Origin of the sequence: Massilia putida (assembly GCF_001941825.1) — a bacterium.
GTDB lineage: Bacteria > Pseudomonadota > Gammaproteobacteria > Burkholderiales > Burkholderiaceae_D > Telluria > Telluria putida.
On the sequence record NZ_CP019038.1, the window covers coordinates 6,258,565 to 6,277,216 of the forward strand.

15 protein-coding genes are annotated in these 18,652 nt (G+C 66.3%); 8 read left to right on the forward strand and 7 right to left on the reverse strand.

Translation table 11 applies throughout. The features are described 5' to 3' along the window. Window position 1: 1 nt before the first annotated feature. The 4 genes from BVG12_RS30125 to BVG12_RS30140 form a co-directional block, all read right to left on the reverse strand. A complete protein-coding gene (locus BVG12_RS30125) occupies window positions 2-1,063 on the reverse strand; it encodes a Gfo/Idh/MocA family protein (RefSeq protein WP_075795619.1) in 1,062 nt (353 codons plus the stop codon). A 10-nt stretch (window positions 1,064-1,073) separates the two neighbouring features. Next, window positions 1,074-2,402 carry a nucleotide sugar dehydrogenase gene (locus tag BVG12_RS30130; protein WP_075795620.1) on the reverse strand — a complete coding sequence of 443 codons (1,329 nt, stop codon included), beginning with the start codon at window positions 2,400-2,402 and terminating at the stop codon, window positions 1,074-1,076. A gap of 45 nt (window positions 2,403-2,447) precedes the next feature. Continuing rightward, window positions 2,448-4,439 (reverse strand): polysaccharide biosynthesis protein, encoded by a 1,992-nt coding sequence (locus BVG12_RS30135; protein ID WP_075795621.1) that lies wholly within the window; start codon window positions 4,437-4,439, stop codon window positions 2,448-2,450. A 436-nt stretch (window positions 4,440-4,875) separates the two neighbouring features. After that, the gene (locus BVG12_RS30140; protein WP_083685525.1) at window positions 4,876-5,874 is read right to left on the reverse strand and encodes an N-acetylmuramoyl-L-alanine amidase-like domain-containing protein; all 999 of its coding nucleotides are present in this window, start codon (window positions 5,872-5,874) and stop codon (window positions 4,876-4,878) included. A gap of 195 nt (window positions 5,875-6,069) precedes the next feature. Between BVG12_RS30140 and BVG12_RS30145 the strand changes: the two genes are divergently transcribed. From BVG12_RS30145 to BVG12_RS30170, 7 genes are all read left to right on the forward strand, one after another. Continuing rightward, complete coding sequence (locus BVG12_RS30145) at window positions 6,070-9,015, forward strand: TonB-dependent receptor (protein ID WP_075795622.1); 2,946 nt, start codon at window positions 6,070-6,072, stop codon at window positions 9,013-9,015. A gap of 317 nt (window positions 9,016-9,332) precedes the next feature. Next, entirely contained in the window at window positions 9,333-9,506 is a 174-nt protein-coding gene (locus tag BVG12_RS34635) for a hypothetical protein (protein ID WP_169926849.1), read from the forward strand. A 42-nt stretch (window positions 9,507-9,548) separates the two neighbouring features. Then, window positions 9,549-9,719 carry a hypothetical protein gene (locus BVG12_RS34640; RefSeq protein ID WP_169926850.1) on the forward strand — a complete coding sequence of 57 codons (171 nt, stop codon included), beginning with the start codon at window positions 9,549-9,551 and terminating at the stop codon, window positions 9,717-9,719. Window positions 9,720-9,911: 192 nt separating this feature from the next. After that, the gene (locus BVG12_RS30155) at window positions 9,912-10,286 is read left to right on the forward strand and encodes a LiaF transmembrane domain-containing protein (protein WP_075795624.1); all 375 of its coding nucleotides are present in this window, start codon (window positions 9,912-9,914) and stop codon (window positions 10,284-10,286) included. Then, window positions 10,276-10,974, forward strand: coding sequence for a LiaI-LiaF-like domain-containing protein (locus BVG12_RS30160; protein ID WP_075795625.1), 699 nt, complete (start codon window positions 10,276-10,278; stop codon window positions 10,972-10,974). Before BVG12_RS30155 ends, BVG12_RS30160 begins: the two co-directional genes overlap by 11 nt. Before the next feature lie 12 nt (window positions 10,975-10,986). Beyond that, window positions 10,987-12,093 (forward strand): sensor histidine kinase, encoded by a 1,107-nt coding sequence (locus BVG12_RS30165; protein WP_229503754.1) that lies wholly within the window; start codon window positions 10,987-10,989, stop codon window positions 12,091-12,093. 3 nt (window positions 12,094-12,096) lie between these two features. Then, window positions 12,097-12,846 carry a LytR/AlgR family response regulator transcription factor gene (locus BVG12_RS30170; RefSeq protein WP_075795626.1) on the forward strand — a complete coding sequence of 250 codons (750 nt, stop codon included), beginning with the start codon at window positions 12,097-12,099 and terminating at the stop codon, window positions 12,844-12,846. A 74-nt stretch (window positions 12,847-12,920) separates the two neighbouring features. Here BVG12_RS30170 and BVG12_RS30175 read toward each other — a convergent pair whose 3' ends face one another. The 3 genes from BVG12_RS30175 to BVG12_RS30185 form a co-directional block, all read right to left on the reverse strand. Then, on the reverse strand, window positions 12,921-15,194 hold the full coding sequence (locus BVG12_RS30175; protein WP_075795627.1) for an ATP-dependent DNA helicase: 2,274 nt from the start codon (window positions 15,192-15,194) through the stop codon (window positions 12,921-12,923). Further along, complete coding sequence (locus BVG12_RS30180; RefSeq protein WP_075796657.1) at window positions 15,191-16,849, reverse strand: VRR-NUC domain-containing protein; 1,659 nt, start codon at window positions 16,847-16,849, stop codon at window positions 15,191-15,193. Before BVG12_RS30180 ends, BVG12_RS30175 begins: the two co-directional genes overlap by 4 nt. Before the next feature lie 126 nt (window positions 16,850-16,975). Next, window positions 16,976-17,692, reverse strand: a complete 717-nt coding sequence (locus BVG12_RS30185) for a hypothetical protein (protein WP_156895773.1) — start codon at window positions 17,690-17,692, stop codon at window positions 16,976-16,978. Between the two features lie 57 nt (window positions 17,693-17,749). Here BVG12_RS30185 and BVG12_RS30190 point away from each other — a divergent pair, with 57 nt between their 5' ends. After that, window positions 17,750-18,589 carry a M15 family metallopeptidase gene (locus BVG12_RS30190; RefSeq protein WP_075795629.1) on the forward strand — a complete coding sequence of 280 codons (840 nt, stop codon included), beginning with the start codon at window positions 17,750-17,752 and terminating at the stop codon, window positions 18,587-18,589. Window positions 18,590-18,652: the final 63 nt, after the last annotated feature.

The window sequence follows — 18,652 nt, forward strand, 5'->3', positions numbered from 1 at the left end:
GTCAGTACTCCAAAGGCAAGGCGACACGCTTGCCGTCGCGCGCCGACATATACGCCGCCACGAGCACTTCCAGCGACTTGAGGCCCTCGCGGCCGTCCGTTTCGGGCTCGGCCTCGCCGCGCAGCACGCGGAGCACGTTGTCGTAATACAGCGGATGGCCGAAGCCGTATACGGACGTCGTCTGGTAGCTGGCGTCCGCCACTTGCGCGTCGTCTGGGTCGGGCGTGGCGAATTCCCATTGCTGGATCTCGTTGACGGCGACGCCGCCGATGCGCACCGTGCCGTGCTCGCCCAGCACGGTGATCGAGCCTTCCAGGTTGCGCGGGTAGGTGAGCATCGTGACGTTCATCGAGCCCAGCGCGCCGTTCCGCCAGCGCAGGCTCAGCACACCGGTGTCCTCCACTTCGATGTCGCGCGCCAGCGTGGCCGTGTAGGCCTGCAGGCTCTCGACGGGGCCGACGATCCAGTCGATCAGGTCGACGTAGTGGCTGGCCTGGTTCATGAAGGCCCCGCCGTCGAATTCCCACGTGCCGCGCCAGCTGGCGCTCCGGTAGTACTCGGGCGGCCGTGTCCAGAACACGTTCAGGTTCACCATATAGATCCGGCCGAAGCGCTTCTTGTCGACGGCACGCTTGAGCAGTTGCAGCGTGGCGTTGCGGCGGTTCTGCTTGACGACGAACAGGCGCACGCCGGCCGCATCGGCCGCCGCCACCATGCGTTTGCCGTCTTCCCAGCGCGTGGCCATCGGCTTTTCCGTGATCACGTGGCGGCCGGCGTGGGCGATGCGGATCGCTTGCTCGGGATGCAGGCCGGACGGCGTCGTGACGATGAACGCATCGGCCGGGCAGTCACGCAGCATCGCCTCCAGGCTCGTGTAAGCGGCCGCGCCGGTGGCCCCGACGGCGCGGTCGAGGGCGCGCGGGTCGACGTCGCATACGCCAATCAGTTCGGCACGGTCGTGATGCTGGCGCAACGCTTCGAAGTGATTGGCGGCGATGCGGCCGCAGCCGACCAGCGCGAAGCGGATCTTGCGGTCGGTGATGGGAGCGGGATACTGGCGCATGGTCGGCTCCTCACGCTTTGACGAGGTTTGGCAACGGTGTCGGGTAGACGCCGCGCGTATCGACGATCAGCCCGGCATACTGGCGCACCAGTTCGTAATCGAAGGCGCTGTGGGCCGTGGCCAGCAGCACCACGTCGTAGGACGCGATCCGCTGCGGCGTGAGTTCGACGCTCCTGAGGTCGAAGCGGTGTTCGCGCATGCGCGGGAACACGGGCACGTGCGGGTCGGAGTACTCGACGACGGCGCCTTTTTCGCGCAGGATTTCCATCAGTTCGACGGAAGGCGATTCGCGCATGTCTTCGACGTCTTTCTTGTAGGCGATGCCCAGCACCAGCACACGGCTGCCCATCACGGCCTTGCCGCGACGGTTCAGCGCGTCCGTGAGCTTGCCCACGACCCAGTGCGGCATGTCGCTGTTGATTTCGCCGGCGAGTTCGATGAAGCGCGTGTGCAGTCCGTACTCGCGCGCTTTCCAGGTGAGATAGAACGGGTCGATCGGGATGCAGTGGCCACCCAGGCCGGGGCCGGGATAGTAGGGCGTGAAGCCGAACGGCTTCGTGGCGGCCGCGCGGATCACCTCGTGGATGTCGATCTGCATGCGGTCGGCGATGATCTTCATCTCGTTCACGAGGCCGATGTTGACCGCGCGGTGGATGTTTTCCAGCAGCTTGGTCAGTTCGGCGGCGCGGGTCGAGCTGACCGGCACGACGCGGTCGATCGCCTGGCTGTACAGCGCGACGCCGGCTTCCAGGCAGGCCGGCGTGACGCCGCCGCACACCTTGGGGATCGTACGGGTGTGGAAATCGGGGTTGCCCGGATCTTCGCGTTCGGGTGAGAACACGAGGAAGACGTCCTGCCCGACCGTGAAACCCCGCGATTCCAGCCGCGGCTTGAGTTCTTCGTCGGTCGTGCCCGGATAGGTGGTGCTTTCCAGCGACAGCAGCTGGCCCGGCCGCATGAAGGGCAGCAGGGCGTCCGTCGTGTCGAGCACGAACGACAGGTCCGGTTCGCGGTAGGCGTTGAGCGGCGTCGGCACGCAGATGATCAGGGCGTCCGGCTCGCCGGCGCGGGTGAAATCGGTGGTGGCCTCGAAGCCGCGTTCGCGGGCGCGGGCGATGTCGGCGGCGGCGATATGGTTGATGTAGCTGTCCCCGCGGTTCAGGCGTTCGACCTTCCCGCCGTCGATGTCGATGCCGAGCACGCGGAAACCGGCTTCGGCATAGCGCAGCGTCAGCGGCAGGCCGACGTAGCCCAGGCCGATGATGCCGATGACGGCGGTGCGCTCACTCAGCCGGGCGGTGAGCTGTTCGAGATAGGCCGGTTTGCTTTCGTCACGCATGTGTGTCCTCGCCAAACGGGTGGTGGAAGGGTGGGTGTGCCGCCGTCAGATCCGGAACGGCACGAATCGCTTGATCAGGCCCAGGCGCTGCTGCGGCGCCGCGAGCGCCGCCGCCGGCGCAGCTGCGGACGTCGTCGCTGCCGTCGGGACGCTGGCCGGCTCCACGGCGGGCTGATTGGGGCTGTATTCGGTGACGATGGCCTTGACCATCGCCTCGATCATCGGGCGTTCATGGGTCTCGCAAGCCATCATCAGGCAGGTGATGAATGTGTCCAGCACTGCCGGGCGCAGGGCGTTTTCTTTCATGCGCATGATGCGCGGATGGTCGCTGGGGAAGACGACGCCGTCCGTCAGCAATTCCTCGTGCAGCTTCTCGCCGGGGAACAGGCCGACATAGCGGATCTCGATCTCGCCGCCGGGGTTCTGCGGCGACTTTTCTGTCAGGCCGGACAGCGCGATCAGTGTGCGTGCCAGGTCGACGATGCGGACCGGTTCGCCCATGTCGAGCACGAACACGTCGCCGCCCTTGGCCATGGCGCCGGCTTGGATCACCAGCTGGGCCGCCTCCGGGATCAGCATGAAGTAGCGCGACACGTCGGGATGCGTGATGGTGAGCGGGCCGCCGCGGGCGATCTGGCGCTGGAACAGGGGGATCACGGAGCCCGACGAGCCGAGCACGTTGCCGAAGCGGACCATGCAGAACGTCGTGCCGGGGCCGTTGTCCGCGCCGTCGACTGGCCCCTGCCGCGCCGCCGCGGCCTGGAAGATCAGCTCCGCGATGCGCTTGCTGGCGCCCATGATGTTGGTCGGCCGCACGGCCTTGTCGCTCGAGATGAGCACGCAGGTCTCGACGCCGTGCCGGGCCGCCTGCGTGGCGATCACCTGGGCGCCCAGCACGTTGTTGCGCAGGCCCTCGACGATGTTCGTCTCGACGAGGGGCACGTGCTTGTAGGCGGCCGCGTGGTAGATCGTGTCGACCGGGCCGGCGCGCAGGATGCGTTCGACCAGGTCGGCGTTGCAGACGGAGCCCAGGTGGGCCTGCACGGGAATGTCGGGGAAGCGGGTGGCCAGTTCCTGGCGGACCGTGTACAGCGCGTATTCGGAATGGTCGAGCAGATGCAGGCGGCTCGGGGCGAGGGTGACGATCTGGCGACACAGCTCGCTGCCGATGGAGCCGCCCGCGCCCGTGACGAGCACCGTCTTGCCGCGCACGCACTTGGCGAACAGGTCGAGACGCGGCGGTACAGGGGGCCGGCCGAGCAGGTCTTCGAACTTGAGGTCGCGGATGCTTTCGCGCGGCGTGGCCTTGTCGTCGGCGAGGTCGACGAGGCGGCTCAGGATCTTGGTGGTGATGCCGGCCTGGGCGAGCCGCTGCATGATGTCGCGCAGGCGTTCCGGCGACACGGACGGCAGGGCGATCACGATCGAGCGGATGCACAGCGCGCCCGCGATCTCCGCCAGACGGTCGGTATGGAATACGCGCAGTCCGCCGATGTTGCGTTCGATGAGCGCGTGCTTGTCGTCGAAGAAGCAGACCGGGCGGTATTCCTCGCTGTTACGCATCGCCTGCGCCAGCCGTGCGCCGGCTTCGCCGGCACCGTAGATGGCCACCACTTCCGTGGCGCCGCGCGGACCCGCCTGCTGATTGCGCAGGAACGCTCGTACGCCGATCCGCGACGCGATGACATAAGAAAATACGATGAACCAGTAAATGGCCAATGCACTGCGCGGGAAATTTTCCTCCTTGATCGAGAACGTCACGGCGTACGCGCACAAAATGGCAACGGCCAATGCGATGCCGGTGACGCTCAATAAGCGCTGGTCGATGAAGCGAATGACGGCACGATATAAATCGGAAACGGAAAATGCGGCAATCGTCACGACGGCGACCAGAATATAAGAGGCCGGCCCGAAATGGGAGGCCAGTTTCAGATCGCCGCCGCGCAGCAGCATTGCAATCAGAAAGCAGAAAGGCAGTGCGATCAGATCAGCCGTCACCATCAGCGCGATTTTCGTCGTGCGATGCAGGGACACCATTCTGGAGCAAAATCGGCTGATTAGCGCTTGATTTAGCTGGATCATGATTCTGAAACGCGGCGTGAGTTGGCGAAGATGAATATCCGTCAGTAAAAAACAAACGGGTTATCGGGTATGCGTAATTGTTTCTAAGGTCATCTGTTGATGGATGAAATGTGCCGCTTGTTAGATTAAATATTGCTGAGTAAGTTTATTATCTCGGCGTATATGAAATTCGGGTTTGACCATGCTCAACCGCCTAAACGGAATTCGTCGAAAATGACACGAACACGAAATAGGAAATTGAATTATGGAATATGTTTGAGAGTAATTTTTCCAATTAAGGAAATAGATTTCATTTTCGGAAATGAATTCCGAGAATGGATCAAGCGGAGGGGGACGCGGCGGATCACCGCCGGGAAGAGTGCGGTCCGGCGGCGGCGCGCCGGACGGAGGTTCAGGTGCCGGCCGGATGGCCCGGGCGGGGCTGCGGTGCCATCGGCGGCACCACGATGTCGTCGTTCAGGCGCAGGAATTTGAACCCGGCCAGGACCTGGCCGTTCTTGCCGGCCTGGCGGTTGCGCTCCTCGCGGGCGGCGGCGCGGGCGATATAGGATTCGAATGTTTCCTCGCGCACCTGCGGCTCGGACGAATGGAGGAAGTGACGCCGGCCGTCGGGGCCCAGCACGACGAGGCCCACGTGCGACGCCCAGTACTGGCCGTCGCGCGTCGAGATCACGTCGACGAGATCGCCTTCACGCAGCCGGCTCGCGATGGCGGCCACGCGGTCTTTCGGCACATACGCCTGGCGGCTCGTCTCGACCGGGATGCTGGCGTCCGTGTGGTGGCGCGTCTTGAGGAAGCGGGCGCGGTCGATCGTCATCGTGTAGGCGGGGCCGTCGGGGCCCGCCAGCTCGGCGCTGATGTCCGTGACGAGCCAGCGGTTCGCGACGTTCCAGTCCATCTCGGTGTAGTGGTTGCGCGTGGCCACGCCGACAATGCCGTCGCGATAGCGGATGCGTTGCAGCATCCAGAAGAATTCGTCCCACGACTGCGACAGGGCCATCGCGTAGGTGTGTTCCGCGAACACGACACAATCGCTGTGGTCCAGGCTGAACATCGGCAAATCGTCGTGCACCTGGTACGGAAATTCGCCCAGCAGGTTCAGGCGGTACGGCTGGCCGAGATTCTTGCGGGCGATGGCGGCGATGCGTTTGCGCAGGTCGGGTTCGGCCTCGTGCACCCAGGTGATGTAGCGGCCCGCTTCGACCGGGTGCATGCGGTACAAAGGCTTCGCCAGGATCGTGTCGAGCGGTTCCGTGGCCGCGACCTGTGCGGTCGGGACGGCGCCGGTCATGGCCGCGGGCGGCGCGACGGGCGGCGTTGCGCAACCGGCGCCCAGCAGGGCGATCAGCGTAGGAATCAGAAGCGCGCACGGCGCGCGGGCAGGACGCATGGCATTCCTCGGGCGGACGATAAACCACTACGCTAACCCGGCCGCGCGCTGCAGTCAAAATGAAAATATTCTGCCGAGCATTCCTTTAAGTTATAGATTCTTCAACAGTAATCATTATCCAACGACTTTGTCATCGTCAATACTGAGCGCGCGACCGGGAGACACCGGCCCTACGATGATAATGAGGAGAGAGAAATGTTGAAGCGGAAGCCGCTCGCGGCCGCTGTCTCGATGGCGTTGCTGGGCGTGACAGGCATGCCCGCGCTGGCCCAGACCGACGCCGGCAGCGCCGGCATGCAGACGGTCGAAGTGACGGGCATCCGCGCGTCGATGGCCAGGTCGCTGGCCGTCAAGCGCGACGCCACCGCCAACGTCGAAGTGATCACCGCCGAGGACGTGGGCAAGATGCCGGACAAGAACCTGGCCGACTCCCTGCAGCGCCTGCCCGGCGTGGCGGTCCGCACCGACTACGACGAAGCGGAAAAAGTGGCGATGCGCGGCACCAATCCGGACATGTCCCTCATCGTCTTCAACGGCCACACGGTCAGCAGCGGCGACTGGTACATTGCCGACCAGGCGTCCAGCAGCCGCTCGACGAGCCTGTCGCTGATGCCGTCGTCGGTGCTGAACCAGGCCATCGTCTATAAAACGTCGCGGGCCGACATCGTCGACGGCGGCCTGGCCGGCACCGTCAACGTCACGACCCGCAAGCCCCTGGCGCAGAAGGAGCGCCTGTCGGGCGTGGCCAGCGCGGGCGCCAGCTACGCCACCTTGCCGGGCAAGACTGCGCCGGACCTGAACGCCTCCGTCAACTGGAAGAACGAAGCGGGCACGTTCGGCTTCATCGTCCAGGGCTTCGCGGAAAAGCGCTATATCCGCCGCGATTCCGCGTCGCGCCTCGCCTACGGCACGAGCAGCGGCTGGGACGTCATCAACACGAGCACCATGAAGGGCATCACGGACGCGTCGCTGGCAGGCAGCGGCTACAAGGCCGCGGACCTGAACGGCGTGCGCCTGCCCGGTTCGATGAGCACCGAATTCGTCGAGGGCGTCCGCGACCGCAAGGGCGGCATGTTCTCGCTGGAGTTCAAGCCGAACCAGGACCTCGACTTCACGATGACGGGCTTCACGTCCACGCTGAAGGCGCCCAATTACGGCCGCCTCAAGGCCGGCGCCATCTACAGCATGCTGCTCGGTAAAGCGTCGCTGGCCGACGGCGCCACCGGCGCGTCCGCGCCGAACACGAATTCGAACGGCCAGCAGGTGTTCGCGTCGATCCGCAACCCCGTCATCGTCAACGAGACGACGCTGTACGGCGACCAGCTGCGCGTGCTGAAAAGCGCCGACATCATGTTCCCCGACGGGACGCCGCCGCAATACATCGGCAACTCGGAAGGCTTTTATCGCCAGGGCGCCCGTGCCACGAGTTCCTTTCTCGACCTGGACGGCAAGTGGCGCGTGAATCAGGACCTGACGCTGAAGACGCTGCTGTCGACGACGCGCGGCGTCGGCAAGACCGACTTCGATCAGGGCCTGACCTACGCCAGCTTCGGCACGGGCGTGTCATATGCGCTGGCCGGCGTCGACAATGCGCCGTACGTGAAGTACTACGGCACCGGCGTCAAGCCGGACCAACTGGTGGTGCGCACGATCTCCGGCCTCAAGACGACGGACCGCGAGACGAGCGGCCAGATCGACGGCGAGTACCGCGTCGCACAGGGCTGGATCCAGTCGATCGACAGCGGCCTGCGCTACGCCGACCACCACCGCGACAGCGCACGCCGCTATCCGGCCTACCACAACCGCGACATCACGATCGGCGCGCCGACCGGCACGATTCCCTGGCCGTCCAATTTCGGCGCGGGCCTCGACGGTCCGGCCGGCTGGGACAACACGGGCTACACGTTCGACCCGGCTGTGCTGATGGCGTATTTCGCGGGCGCGACGAAAGCGACGAGCGACGACTACGAGCGCCGCATCGCGTCCGAGCTGCATATGCGCGAGCGCCAGAGCGCAGGCTATGTGATGGCCAACCTGGAGGGCGAGCGCTGGTCGGGCAACGTCGGCCTGCGCTTCGTGCAGACCCGCATCAACGCCGACATCCCGACGCCGATCCCGGCCGGCGTCTGCCTGCGCGCGGCGCCCGGCCAGCCTGCGATCCCGTGCGCTGCCTATCCGGATGCGATCACGAACGCAGGCGACCTGCAGCCTGACTACGACAACGAGCCCTTCAAGAACAACACCGGCAACACCTATTACTTCATCAAGACGGACCGCCGCTTCAACAACTGGCTGCCCAGCATGAACCTGCGCTACGAGCTGACGAAGGAACAGATCGTGCGCTTCGGCGCGAGCCGCACGGTGGGACGCCAGAACTACAACCTGCTCGGCGCCGGCTTCGGCACGCCCACGTGCGACGCGCAGGGCTGCCGCGTGACGGGCCCGAATCCGGACATCAAGCCGCTCACGTCGGACAATCTGGACGCATCGTGGGCGTGGTATTTCGCGCGCCGTTCGCTTGTCGCCGTGGACCTGTTCTACTCGCGCATCCAGGGGTATGCGAAGACCGGTACCAGCGGCGGCGCCACGATCGACTTGTGGGACGCGGCGGCGCAGGCGATGAGGACGTATGCCGTGCAGACGTCGCAGCAGCAGGGCGCCCACATCGCGGGCCTCGAACTGTCGTACGAGCAGCCGATCGGGACGACCGGCTTCGGCTTCACGAGCAATATCAGCCGCGCCCACACGAAGGTGGACGACGGCCGGCCGATGATCGGCGCATCCGAGCGGGCCGCGAACCTGGGCGGCTATTTCGAGAACGACAAGGTGTCGTTGCGCCTCGTGGCGAACTATCGCAGCGAGTACGTGAACAGCTCCACGGCGCCGGCGCCGACGGCCAACAGCCAGGGTTTGTACAGCGTGAACGGCGTCCTGATGCCGACCGCGCCCACGATGGCCGCGCCGGTGACGACGCTGGCCTTCAACGCCGGCTACAACATCACGCCGAACCTGTTACTCACGTTCGACGCGACGAACCTGACCAACGTGAAGCGCGCCTACTACCGTTACAGCGAGGAGGAACAGCAAAAGCTTGACGTCAGCGGACGCCAGTTTTACGTGAACCTGAAATACCGTTTCTGACGCCGTTTCCGGGCGTAGAACAAGGGGCTCCGGCCCTTTTTTTTATTGCATTTCCGACGCTGCGTAGGCGCAGTTGAAGGTGGTTTGTAGGACTGGAACTCAAGGGGCCGAACAGTGTGCGGCATCTAACGGTTCGCACCCCCATGGCGTCGTTACGATGGAGGCGTTGAGTGAGGCGCCAGCGAACATCCGCGGCGACCAACCACCTCAACAGGTCAGCCGGTCGCCTCGAGGACCGGCACCAGAATTTCATGCGGGTGTCGTTCCGCGGTCATCGATCCGCGAACGCGCCGGCCTCACCGGAAGCGGAGGTTGCCATGTCTACGACGACGACTACGACGAGCCATCCACCCAAGCACCTTGTGCGCGAATACCTCGAGCGGCGCTCGAAGGACACCAGCCCGCCGCCGACGCCCGAGGAAATCCGGCGCCAGCTGGGCTGGGGCATGTTGATGCCGTCGGACGACCGGATCGGCACCTCCCGTTCTTGAATCACGATTTGCAGGCTTACCGTCACCGAACAGGAGAAATCAATGACCGCCAAGATCGGCAACAAACACGTCGCCCAGCACCGCGGCAAGAAAGAACGCGAGGAAATCCGCAAGATGAACATCGCGCGCGAAGCCCTCAAGATCGAAGCCGCCCGCGCCAAATACCGCAACCAGCAGAAGGGCCAGCGTCCGCAGGCCGTCGCGGCCGCGTGATCATGGCCTGATCCGCCCGCCGTTTCATCCGCTTCCAGAGGCCCGCCATGGCGACATGGCGGGCCTTTTCGCATTCACCGACCGCGCCGCAATTCACCGGCACGGCACCGCCGTTTGCCGAAAAGCGCTTCCGCAGCAGGCCCGGACTCCGTTATCGTGTCGTCATTCGATTCAACGACAACCGGAGGTAACATGAATAGCGAAGCTTCCTACCACCTGCGGCGCCAGGTGTTGTGGGGACTGGTGCTGGTGGGGCTGGGCGTGGCCTTCCTGCTGGACCAGATGGACGTGGTCGACATCCGCTCACTCTGGCACTACGCGCCGCTGCTGCTGGTCGTGATGGGCATCAACCAGACCATCGGCTACCCGAGCGCCCGCGAATTTTCTAACGGGCTGTGGACTGTCTTTATCGGCTTGTGGCTGTTCGCCGTGCTCGAAGGGTTGTGGGGCCTCACGTTCGGCAACAGCTGGCCCCTGTTCATCATTATCAGCGGCATCACGATGGCGATCCGGCCGATCGCCGAGCGTCGCTTCGGCGCCCGGGGAGGGAACGGTCATGGAAAATAATACGAACCGCGCTTCCAGCCAGGTCGTGCTGGGCCTGCTCGTCGTAGGCATGGGCGTCCTGTTCCTGCTCGACAATCTGGACATCCTGAACTTCCGCCACGCGATCGGCTTCTGGCCGCTCGTCTTCATCGTGGCCGGCTGCGCCGCATTGTTCGGCAACGGTCCGCGCAGCGGCAACTACATGGGCGGCGTGCTGATCGCGATCGGCCTCCTGATGATCTTCGGCCGCCTGGGTTACTTTTACGTCAGCTGGGGCACCCTGTGGCCGCTCGTGATGATCGCGCTGGGCGGTCTCGTGCTGTACCGCTCGCTGGGCCCGGGACGGGTGGCGCGCACGAGCAGCGTGGCGGGGACGGGCCCGGACAATGTCGTCGACATCGTGGCCGTGCTGGGCGGCATCGAGCGCCGCGTCAGCTCGCCGGATTTCCGCGGCGGCGAGATCACGGCCGTGATGGGCGGCTGCGCGCTCGACCTGCGCGAAGCGTCCATCGTCAAGGAAGCCGTGATCAACGTCTTTGCGATCTGGGGCGGCATCAACATCAAGGTACCGCCCGACTGGACCGTCGTCCTGAACGGCACGCCGGTGATGGGCGGCTTTTCCGAAAAAACCGTCACGCCGCCCGACGGCAGCAAGCGCCTCGTCATCACCGGCTACGCCATCATGGGTGGCGTGGAAGTGCGCAACTGACGGGCGCCGCCGGTGCACGGGGTCTTCGCCAACTGGCGCGCGGCGCTGCTCTACCTGCTGGCCTGGCTGATGCTGGGCCTGCTGCTTGCGGCCATGCTGGCCGTCAGCGGCGCGGGCTGGGGCGCAAGCCTGTCGTTCTCCGTGCCGCTGGCTTTCGTGTACGCGTACGCCACGGGCTTTTCCGCCTACTACGTGTGCCGCGCGTATCCGCTGGACCGGCGCCGTCCGCTCGCGATCGCGGCCGGCGTCGGCATGACGGCGGCCTGCGCCGCCGCGCTGTGGTGCGCGATCGGCGCGGCGTGGAACAGCCTGCTGGCGGCGCTGGCGCCCGAAGGCTATAGCCCGGTCGCGAGCGCGCCGGTGCTGGCATCGATGTTCGGCCTCGGCGTCATCCTGTATGGCCTGGCGGCCGCCGTGAACTACCTCCTTATCGAGTCCGAACGGGTGCGCCAGCTGGAAACGCAGCGCTTGCAGATGAAGCTGATGGCCCAGGATGCCGAGCTGCGCATGCTGCGCGCGCAGGTCGATCCGCACTTCCTGTTCAACAGCCTGAACTCGGTCAGCGCGCTGACGTCGCTCGACCCGGCGGCCGCGCGCGACATGACCGTCCAGTTGGCCGAGTTCTTCCGCCACACGCTGGGACTGCGCGCCGACCGCAAGGTCACGCTCGAGCGCGAACTGCAGCTCGTGCGCCATTTCGTCGCGATCGAACAGGTGCGCTTCGGCGACCGGCTGCGCTTCGAGGCCGACATCGATCCGGCAGCCGCTCAGTGTTTGCTGGCGCCGATGCTGCTGCAGCCGCTCGTGGAAAACGCGATCAAGCACGGCATCGGCCAGATGATCGACCCCGGCCTCGTGCGCATCGAGGCGACACGCGCCGGGTCGATCCTGCGCATCCGCGTGGAGAACGACGTCGACCCGGACGGTGCCGGCGGTGACGCCAGCGCGCCCGGCACGGGTCTGGGCCTCGTCAACGTGCGCCAGCGCCTGGCCGCGGACCACGGGCACGAGGCCAGCGCGCATTGGGTGCGCCGCGACGGCCGCTTCATCGTGGAGCTCGCGCTGCCGGCCGTGACGGCCTTTGAACCGCATACCGCAACCGACATGGAAGGAATCTGACGCATGCGCGTGATCATCGTTGACGACGAACCTCTGGCGCGCGCCGTGCTGCGCGAACACCTGAATGCGCATGCCGACGTGGAGATCGTCGGCGAGTGCGCCAACGGCTTCGAGGCCGTGAAGGCGATCGCGGAGCTGACGCCCGATCTCGTCTTTCTCGACATCCAGATGCCCAAGCTGGACGGTTTCGAAGTCGTCGAGCTGGCCGGCGCAAAGACGCATTACGTGTTCGTCACCGCGTACGACCAGTTCGCGCTGCGCGCGTTCGATGTGCACGCGCTCGACTATCTGTTGAAACCGTTCAGCCGCGAGCGCCTCGCGCAGGCGCTCGCGCACGCACGCGCACGCCTGGCCACGCCGGTGTCCGCAACCCAGGGGGACGATGCGCTACGCGCGCTCGTGAGCGACGCTCAGGCGCGCCATCAACCGATCGAGCGGGTCCTGATCCGCGACGGCGCGCGCGTGCAGGTGATCCCCGTCGCGCGCATCGATTATGTCGAGGCCCAGGACGATTACGTGGCCTTCTTCGCCGAAGGCCGCCAGTGGCTGAAGAACCAGCGCATGGCCGAACTGGAAAGCCAGCTCGATCCGAAGGCCTTCCTGCGCGTGCACCGCTCGTACATCGTCAACCTGGGCGCCATCGCGCGCATCGAGCCGACGGGCAAGGATGGCCATTGCGCCGTGTTGAAGTCCGGCGCGCGCATTCCGATCAGCCGCAGCGGTTACCAGAAGGTGCGCGACCTGATGCGCTAGGGGCCGATTCAGGTCAGCCATGGCGCCGTTGCAGCTCCTCGCCGTGTAATCGCGCTGTCTTCGTCGCTGCGCCTCTACAAGGCCGCTTGACCGACATGCCACCAGGCCGGCAGCAGGGCCTGCACGTCGGGCCGGGAGAAGCGGTCGTCGATGAGCCAGACGACGCCGCGGTCCTGCTCCGTGCGGATCACGCGGCCGGCCGCCTGCACGACCTTCTGCATGCCGGGATAGAGGTAAGTGTAGTCGTAGCCCGCGCCGAACATCGCCTGCATGCGCTGGCGCAGCTGCTCGTTGACCGGGTTCACCTGCGGCAGGCCCAGCGTCGCCACGAAGGCGCCGATGAGGCGCTCGCCCGGCAGGTCGACGCCTTCGCCGAACGAGCCGCCCAGCACCGCGAAGCCGATGCCGCGGCCGCCCGCGACGAAGCGCGCGAGGAACTCCGCCCGTTCCGGCTCGCTCATCCGGCGCGCCTGGCGCCAGACCGGGATATCGGGATGGTCGCGTTCGAAGCGGTCCGCGACCTGCTCTAGATACTCGAAGCTGGAAAAGAACGCGAGATAGTTGCCGGGCCTCGTGTGGTACTGGTCCGCCATCAGCGTGGCGATCGGTGCCAGCGAGCCGGCGCGCTCCTGGTAGCGCGTCGAGATGCCGTGCGCCACGTGCACGTCCAGCTGGCTCGCGGTGAATGGCGAGTCGACGTCGATCCATGCCGTGTCCGCGGGCATGCCGAGCAGGTCGGCGAAGTAATGCCAGGGGCTCAAGGTGGCCGAGAACAGCGTCGTCGAATGGGCGTAGCCGAAGCGCGGACCGAGAAACGGTGCCGGCACGACGTTGCGGATGCACAGCGTCGTATCCCGCTCGTTGTCGCGCGTGACGTCGAACAGCGAGTGCTCGCCGAACGATTCGGCCAGACGGCCAAACTGCAGCGCGGCGAAATAAAAGTCCTGCAGTTCCGGATCGAGCGGCACCGGGAACGCAGCCATATGCTCCGTGATGGCGCTCGCCGCGCCCTGCAGCGCGTTCAGGAATTTGTCGGGCAGGCCGTCCAGCACCTGGTAGGGCAGCGGCGCGGACTTGCTCACGTCCGTCCACGAGCGCTTGACCTTGTCGAGCGGCTTGTGCAGCGCCGGCGGCGCGACGGCGCGCGCCGCGCGCAGGTCGCCGCGTTGCAGCGTCGCCGTGTACATCGAGCGCGCGCGCGCCACGAGGTTATGCGCCTCGTCGGCCAGCACGCTGACCTTCCAACCCCGCTCCAGCGCCAGCGCGTACAACATGGCGCCGCCGTCGAACCAGTAGTTGTAGTCGCCCACGACGACGTCGCTCCAGCGCACCATCTCGCTGCCCAGATAGTATGGGCAGACGTCGTGCGCCAGGCCGATCGCGCGCAGCGTGGCGCGGTCGAGCGTGTCCGCCCCGGCGGCCGCCGCGCGCGCGGCCGGCAGGCGGTCGTAGAAGCCCTTGGCGAGCGGGCAGGAATCGCCGTGGCAGGCTTTGTCCGGATGCTCGCAGGCCTTGTCGCGCGCGCTCAGCTCGAGCACGCGCAGGGGGATCGTCCCGCCGGATTTCAACGTGGCCGCGGCGTCCAGCGCCAGTTGCCGCCCCGGGGTCTTCGCGGCCAGGAAAAGGATCTTGTCGAGGTTCTGTCCAGGCGCCGCTTTCAGCGCCGGGAACAGCGTGCCGATGGTCTTGCCGATGCCGGTCGGCGCTTGCGCGAGCAGGCTGCGCTTGCCCGCGTTCGCGCGGAAGATGGCTTCGGCCAGCTGGCGCTGGCCGGGGCGGAAGTCCGCGTGCGGGAAGCGCAGCGTCGTCAAGGCCGCGTCGCGCGCCGCGCGGTGCGCGAGTTCCTGTGCGGCCCAGGCGACGAAGCGACGGCACTGGTCGTCGAACAGCGTGGCGAGTTCGGTGCGCGTGCGGGTCTCGCGCAGCACGGTCTCCTGCTGGCTGCCGATGTCGAAGTAGACCAGCGCCAGATTGACCTCGTCCAGTCCGAGCTGCTCGCACAACAGGTGGCCGTAGACGCGCAGCTGGGCCCATGCCAGGTGCCGGTGATTGTCGGGGATGCTCGCGAACTGGCCGCGGTATGTTTTGACTTCTTCGATCAGGTTCCGGTCCGGGTCGTAGCCGTCGGCGCGACCGCGCACGTGCAGCGGGCCCCAGTCGCCCGCGAGCGTCACTTCGCTGCGATAGTTCTCGCCGCGCCGGGACGCCACGACGGCATGGCCGGCGATGCCTTCCTGCGCGGTGGGCGAGGGCGTGAAGCGCAGGTCGAGGTCGCCCTGCTTGGCCGTGAATTCGCACAGCGCGCGCACGGCGACGACGTAGCGCGCGCCGCTGTCGATCTCGCTCATGCCGCCGCCTGCTCCCATTGCAGGTAGCACACCGTGATCGGCATGCCGTGCGCGGCGCAATAGTCGATCCAGCGCAGCTGGTTGTCCTGCAGACGGTCGCCGGGGCCCTTCACTTCGATCATGTCGTAGCGCGATTCGCCCGGCCAGAACTGGATCAGGTCGGGGAAGCCCGTGCGGTTTTCCTTCACGTCCTGCAGGATGCGGCGGAACCACAGCTTCAGGTGCGCGGCCGGGATGCAATCGAGGGCCAGTTCGATGATGTCGCGGCCGAGCCAGTCCCACGCGACGAACGGCGATTGCACGCCCGTTTTCTCTTCATACGTCGCGAGGATGGCGGCGCGGTGGCGGCCGTCGTCCAGCAGGGCGAGGCAGGCGTCGAAGTCGCCCTTGCGGCGCTGGTAGAAGTCGGCCGCGAACAGGTCGGCCGGACCGCGGTGGAACGGGTGGAAGAACGCGCCCGGAATCGCCGCGAAGATGGCGCGCCAGCACAGGAGGCCGAACAGCGTGTTGGCCAGCGTGTTCTCGACGTAGAAGACCGGCGCGTCGTCGCGCCACAGATGCTCCAGCACGACGCCTTCGACGCGCCATTCGCCGCCGCCCGGCAGCGGCAGATTCACGTCGATTCGCGCGGCCGGCGGCGCGCGGCGCGCGGGACTTTTCGGGTGCCCCAGCTTGCGCGCCAGGCGCGGCCCGAGGCGCAGCAGGTGCTGGCGCTCCGCCTCGCTTTCCGGAGCCTGCAGCGCGGTCTCGAACAGCGCGTAGGCTTCGTCGAATTTCTCGTGCTTTTCCAGCACGCGGATCGCGCGTCCGCGCGCACCCGGATAGCGGCAGCCGGCATACACGGCATAGGCGTTGTCCCAGTCTCTTTCCTTTTCGAGCAGTTGCCCGAGCTGGAACAGGAGACGCTCGCGGCGGCTGTCGAGCCAGTCGTTGCCGAATGCGTGGCGGGGCAGGTCGGCCAGGACGTCCAGCGCCGGCTCGCCCGCGTAATAGCGCTCCTTGCAGGCGTGCAGTTGCAGATAGTGGTCGATGTCCCGGCGGGCCCGGAAGCCGCGCGACGCCGGCGAGAATTCGACGCGTTCGTAGCGGAACAGCCCGAGGTCGGACAGCACGAATTCCGTCCAATCCTGGGAGAGGTTGCCGAAGAAGATCAGGCGCAGGCGGTCGCACAGCGGTTGCACGCGCAGGCGCAGCGCGAGGTCGTCGCAGCCGGCATACCACTGCGAGAAGGGGCGGTCGTCGGCATGGGCGGCGTCGGCGCGCAGCGATTCGAGCTGATCCGCCTTGCGCGCGCTCTTCTGCGCGCCCGTCAGGCCGAAGGCGACGGCCAGTTCCGGCTTGGACAACAGGTCGAACAACTCGTCGAGCGTGAGGACGGGATCGGACTCGATCCAGCCGCTGGGCAGCAGCGCGTGCGCTGCCTCGCGCGGGCAGCCGATCTCGGCGTAGTTGAGCTTACTGGCGCGGAACAGGGTGCCCTTGCGCATCACCATCCGGACGAACAATGCGCGCGCCGGCTGCGGCAGCTGGGGAAAGGCGGCGATGAAAGCGTGCTCGTCATCGATGAGCAGGTCGGCGTAACGCTCGGCGATCCAATCCAGCACGCGCTGGAAGTTATCCAGGTAATAAAACTCGTTTTCCAGCACTTTGATCATCGTCATACCGCGCCAACTGTATTTTTGTACAGTATAACGGTGCCGGCGACGATGGCCCAGCGGTTTTGGCGTCGCGGCGGCGCACGGCGTGGTTTTCCCGCGCCGGTACGGCCTGCTCGTGCGTTCCTATTGTCGGGACGGCAAGCGCGGGTTACACGCCTTATCCACGCACGTCGGCGCGCCGCCGGCATCGGCTGCCTCGCTGCCGGTGCCGGTGTGCTGCAGGATGGCCGAGATCAGGGCGACGTCCGTATCGACCGTGGCGGACGACGGCGCTGTCCTGGACATTGCCCGTTTCTGGCGCGGTACCGGGTCTGCATGCGCCAGCGACGCCGCCTGGGACGGCGCCGACCGGGATGCCGGCTGCGGTCGCGCCGGTGTGCGATGTGCTGCGGCATGTGCCGACGCGGCCGGCGTCGCCGCGGCCGGGGCAGGCGGAGGCGCCATGACCGGTGCCGGCGCTGCCACATCGACGATCACTGCGCCACGCGTGGCGTCCGGGACCTGTACGGTCTGCGGCCCGGGAGTTTGCGCCGGCACCGGTAGCGACGTGGGCGCCGGCGCTTCCCTGGTCAGTGTCGTACCCGTGGTCGGCACGGCCGCCCGAACGCTGTCGCGCGCCGGCGTCGCGCCGCGCACGAGCCAGGCCAGTACGACGAGCAGGGAACAGGCCGCCACGCCGGCGGCGCCGTACCAGAGCACGGCCGGCCGGGCGAAGATCCGCCTGCCGGGCGCGTGGCCGTCCAGCATGGCCAGGATATGGATGTCGCCATTCGTCCGGCGCGACGACGACATCAGGTTGGGACGTCTGGAGACGGCTTGATTTTCATCTGTAGGGCGCACAGCGTTACTCCTAAAATTGGAAAACTAGTTCCAATTAGAAACAAACGGGAGAAGCCGATGCTGATCTTCGTCGCACTCTTGTACTTTTGTCTGGCCTGCAGCGTCATCTGGCTCGCCCTGTTTCCGGGTGGGAGGGCGTCGGTGCTGCAGGTGCTCGGCATGTTGCAGCGACGTTTGCAATGGCGGGTCGAGGGCTGGCAGCGCAGCGGCAATGCCACGCTTCAGGCGTCCTGGTCGGGTGCACGCGGCTTGTTGTACGACGGCCGCACGCTGCTGCGCCGGCGCTGGCCTTGGTTCGCCGTCGGCGTGCCGCTCGTGCTGATTCCGACGCTGCTCGCGTTGCTGTTGCGCCGGCCGGACATGCTGCCCGACTACGAACCCGTCGATACGGTCGTCGACGCCCAGGTCGCCGCGCTGCTCAAGGGCGAGCAACTGGTGCCGCCAGCCGCGTTGCCGCCGCTCGCGTTCGGTACGCGGGACGTGGAACTGGTGCGTCCGATGCTGGTCGACGCCAGCCGCAATTGGGGGCTCCTGCGGCCCGAGTACAGCCAGAGACTGTTGTTGGTTTTTAAGATCATGAAAGAGAAATACGGTTACGAGATGGCGCTGCTGGAAGGGTACCGCAGCCCGGCGCGCCAGGACATGTTGGCCGGCATGGGTTCGCAGGTGACGAACGCGCGGGCATTCCAGAGCTGGCACCAGTATGGACTGGCGGCCGACTGCGCGTTCTGGCGTGACGGCAAACTCGTGATCTCGGAGAAGGATCCGTGGGCAATGCGGGGTTATCAGCTCTACGGCGACGTCGCGGAATCGGTGGGCCTGACTTGGGGCGGACGCTGGACCATGATGGATTTCGGCCATACCGAGTTGCGGATGCGCGGGGTGATGCATCACTGATCCTGGTCGGGGTCCCGCAGCGTTGTCTCACCTCAAATTTTCAATTAGGAAATAGTGCCAGTA

Excerpts from the sequence above, each read along its gene's own strand:
- BVG12_RS30125 (WP_075795619.1), bottom strand. The coding sequence starts at position 1,063 with ATGCGCCAGTATCCCGCTCCCATCACCGACCGCAAGATCCGCTTCGCG.
- BVG12_RS30130 (WP_075795620.1), bottom strand. The coding sequence starts at position 2,402 with ATGCGTGACGAAAGCAAACCGGCCTATCTCGAACAGCTCACCGCCCGG.
- BVG12_RS30135 (WP_075795621.1), bottom strand. The coding sequence starts at position 4,439 with ATGGTGTCCCTGCATCGCACGACGAAAATCGCGCTGATGGTGACGGCT.
- BVG12_RS30140 (WP_083685525.1), bottom strand. The coding sequence starts at position 5,874 with ATGCGTCCTGCCCGCGCGCCGTGCGCGCTTCTGATTCCTACGCTGATC.
- BVG12_RS30145 (WP_075795622.1), top strand. The coding sequence starts at position 6,070 with ATGTTGAAGCGGAAGCCGCTCGCGGCCGCTGTCTCGATGGCGTTGCTG.
- BVG12_RS34635 (WP_169926849.1), top strand. The coding sequence starts at position 9,333 with ATGTCTACGACGACGACTACGACGAGCCATCCACCCAAGCACCTTGTG.
- BVG12_RS34640 (WP_169926850.1), top strand. The coding sequence starts at position 9,549 with ATGACCGCCAAGATCGGCAACAAACACGTCGCCCAGCACCGCGGCAAG.
- BVG12_RS30155 (WP_075795624.1), top strand. The coding sequence starts at position 9,912 with ATGAATAGCGAAGCTTCCTACCACCTGCGGCGCCAGGTGTTGTGGGGA.
- BVG12_RS30160 (WP_075795625.1), top strand. The coding sequence starts at position 10,276 with ATGGAAAATAATACGAACCGCGCTTCCAGCCAGGTCGTGCTGGGCCTG.
- BVG12_RS30170 (WP_075795626.1), top strand. The coding sequence starts at position 12,097 with ATGCGCGTGATCATCGTTGACGACGAACCTCTGGCGCGCGCCGTGCTG.
- BVG12_RS30175 (WP_075795627.1), bottom strand. The coding sequence starts at position 15,194 with ATGAGCGAGATCGACAGCGGCGCGCGCTACGTCGTCGCCGTGCGCGCG.
- BVG12_RS30180 (WP_075796657.1), bottom strand. The coding sequence starts at position 16,849 with ATGATCAAAGTGCTGGAAAACGAGTTTTATTACCTGGATAACTTCCAG.
- BVG12_RS30190 (WP_075795629.1), top strand. The coding sequence starts at position 17,750 with ATGCTGATCTTCGTCGCACTCTTGTACTTTTGTCTGGCCTGCAGCGTC.